The organism is Tardiphaga sp., from assembly GCF_025356345.1.
Taxonomy (GTDB): domain Bacteria; phylum Pseudomonadota; class Alphaproteobacteria; order Rhizobiales; family Xanthobacteraceae; genus Tardiphaga.
Genome location: NZ_JANXTC010000196.1, coordinates 1 through 2,894, shown reverse-complemented (window position 1 = coordinate 2,894; position 2,894 = coordinate 1). Strand labels below are relative to the sequence as shown.

Sequence of the window (2,894 nt, the reverse complement as noted above, 5' to 3'; positions counted from 1 at the left end):
CCAGCGATAGGAATTGCCGAAATCGCCGGTCACCGCCTTGCCGGCGAAAATCAAATACTGCATCCAGATCGGCCGATCGAGACCCATGGTCTCGCGCATCGCATCGATCGCCGCCTGCGGCGCGTCGACCGGCAACAGCAGCACGATCGGATCGCCGGACATCCGGGAAATCACGAAGATGAGCATCGACGCGCCGATGATGCTGACGACGCCGTGCATGACGCGCCGCAGGATATAAGAGAGCATGAATGTTCTACTTGTTGTCTTGCGGCACGATCACTTCTTCAGACCGATCTCCTGGAAACCGCGCCAGGCGCCGGGAAACGGCCAGGGCTTGAACTCGACCTTGTCGCGCCACGCCAGCGTGATCACCGGGCGGTAGGTGCTGATGCCGCCGAGCACATTGTCATGCTTGTACTGGGCGATCTGGCGGATCAATTCCGCACGCTTGGGCTGCTCCATGGTGCCCTTGAGCTGCTCGATCATGGTGTCGGCCTGCTTGTCGTCGGTGTAGGAATAGCTGCCCCAGCCCTTGCCGGCGACGAAACTATGCAGGTGGCCGCCCCAGGGCGTCGCCGGATCCCCGGGCAGGCCCTGGCTCCACATCCACATCAGCACGCCATCCATCTCCGGCGGGCCGCTGCGGCCGCGGCGACCGAGATTGATCCAGGCGCCATATTCAAGCCCCTGCGCCTTGCAGCGAATCCCGACCTGGCCGAGATAGGCGAACACCGCCTCCCCCATTTCCTTGACGTTGGGTTCGCGCGGCGTCGTGAGATTGTAGCACGGCGTCTCGAAGCCGGTCGGATAGCCGGCCTCGGCCAGCAATTGCTTGGCCAGCTTCGGATTGTAGGCGTAAGGCTTCAGCTCCGGATTATAGCCGGTGCTGCCCTTGCCGACCTCGGCATAGCGCTCACCCTGCCCGAACAGCACGCTCTTGACGATCGCGTCCATGTCGACCGCTTGGGCCGCGGCCTGGCGGACCTTCAGCTTGCTGAATGGCGAGGCCGGATTATAGGTCGGGAAATCGATATAGAGGTTGTTGCCGGAAATCGCCGTGAAGGTCTTGACGCCCGGCAGCTTCTTGAACTCGGCCACCATCGACGGCGGCACGTTGTCGATCCAGTCGACCGCGCCGGACTTGAACGCGGCGACGCGGGTCAGATCCTCGGGAATGATCTTGATGGTGAGATTCTTGACGCCGGGCCGCGCGTCCTTGTTCCAGTAATCGTCGAACGCCTCGAGCCTGAGCTCTTCCTTGACCGAGCGCGATACGAATTTCCACGGCCCGGTCCCGACCGGCGCCCTGGCAAATCCGTCCTCGCCGACCTTTTCGAAATACTTCTTTGGCAGCGCCCATAATTGCAGGGCCCCGGCGATATAGTCACCGTCCGGCGCCTTGAAATGAATCTTGAAGTGAAGATCGTCGACGATCTCGATCTTCTCGACATTGGCCTGCAGATGCGACCAGCGCGACACCTTGGGGTCCCTCAGACGCTCGAAGCAGAATTCGAAATCCGCCGAGGTCATCGGATCGCCATTGTGGAATTTGACGCCCGGCCGCAACTGGACGTCGATCACAGGCCTGCCGTCCTGCTGCTGCAATTCCCACTTTTCGGCGAGCCAGTTGACTGGCTTCAGATCCGGATCGTAGCGAACCAGCTGCTCGAACATCTGGCCGATGTAATATTGATCGACGCCGGCGGAATATTTGGTGGGGTCGAGGGTGGTGCCTTCGGCGCCGAACGCGACCGTCAGGCTGCCCGTGGCCTGCGCGAGCGCCGGAACGGGGCTCAGCGACAAGGCTAACGCTACCAATATGCTGCTGCTTTTCACAACAGATCCTCCCTTGTCGCCGCGATTTGTATCGCGTGCTTTTATGAACTCAGCCGACCACAGCGTTCCGCCATTGTCAATTGTCAACAATTGTACAAGCGTCTACCGCGGCCTATGCTTGGCGCAAATCATGATGTGAAAGCCGCTGCATAATGGTGATGGAAGCACTCGAGGGACCAGGAATGCCGGCGTCGCGCCGGCGCGGCGAGCGCACGCGCACGATCCCCGAGCAGATCGCCGACCACGTCAGCAACGCCATCGTCAGCGGCGAATACCGCGGCAATGAACGCATCCGCGAGCAGGAGCTGGCGACGCTCTACGGCGTCAGCCGGGGCCCGGTGCGTGAGGCGATCCGGACCTTGCAGGAGCGCGGCCTGGTCAATTTCTTTCCCAGGCGCGGCGCCTATGTGGTCGATGTCACGCTCGACACCATCATCGAAGTCTTCAATGTGCGTGCGGCGCTGATGGGACTTGCGGCCCGCGATCTCGCGCGGCGCAAAGACCCGCGATTGATCGTCGACTTGCAGGCCGGCATCGCCGAGCTGCGCCAGCTTGCCAAGACGCGCACAGCGCCAGCGCAGCATTTTGCACGCGCCATTGCGCGGCTTGGCGGCCTGGTGGCAACGCGCTGCGGCAACAAGCATCTGACGCGCCTGTTGCGCGACCAGCTCGACCACACGCTATGGGGCTTCATTTGGCGGGACCGGCCACTCGACTTCTTCACCCCGCAACGCCAGGCCGCGGCCGTGCGGGAGTGGGAAAGACTGGCCGTGGCGATCGCCGCGGCGGATGACAGCGACGCCGAATTGCTGCTGCGCCAGATCTTTTTCAATGCGCGGGACGCAGCCCTCAAGACGCTGCGGAAAACCCGCGCCGAGAAAGTCAGCGCCGCCGGCCTGATCCGGGACTGAGATATTTTTACAAGAATGCGCGCCGTGAGACGTCGAACCGGGCGCGCCTCTCAGCGCGCCCGGTCTTTTTCAGGGTTTGAACGTATAGCCTGATCCGATCGCGACTTCCGCCGGTACCGGCGGCAGGTCGGCGAACAGTTCGGGGCG

2 protein-coding genes and 1 pseudogene are annotated in these 2,894 nt (G+C 62.5%); 1 reads left to right on the top strand and 2 read right to left on the bottom strand.

Features of this window, described 5'->3' with window-relative positions:
• A pseudogene (locus Q0S16_RS11830) lies at positions 1-246 on the bottom strand (ABC transporter permease); the annotation flags it as partial.
• A gap of 30 nt (positions 247-276) precedes the next feature.
• Positions 277-1,803 carry an ABC transporter substrate-binding protein gene (locus tag Q0S16_RS11825; protein WP_295848407.1) on the bottom strand — a complete coding sequence of 509 codons (1,527 nt, stop codon included), beginning with the start codon at positions 1,801-1,803 and terminating at the stop codon, positions 277-279.
• Positions 1,804-2,018: 215 nt separating this feature from the next.
• Between Q0S16_RS11825 and Q0S16_RS11820 the strand changes: the two genes are divergently transcribed.
• Positions 2,019-2,747, top strand: coding sequence for a GntR family transcriptional regulator (locus Q0S16_RS11820; RefSeq protein WP_295848406.1), 729 nt, complete (start codon positions 2,019-2,021; stop codon positions 2,745-2,747).
• Positions 2,748-2,894: the final 147 nt, after the last annotated feature.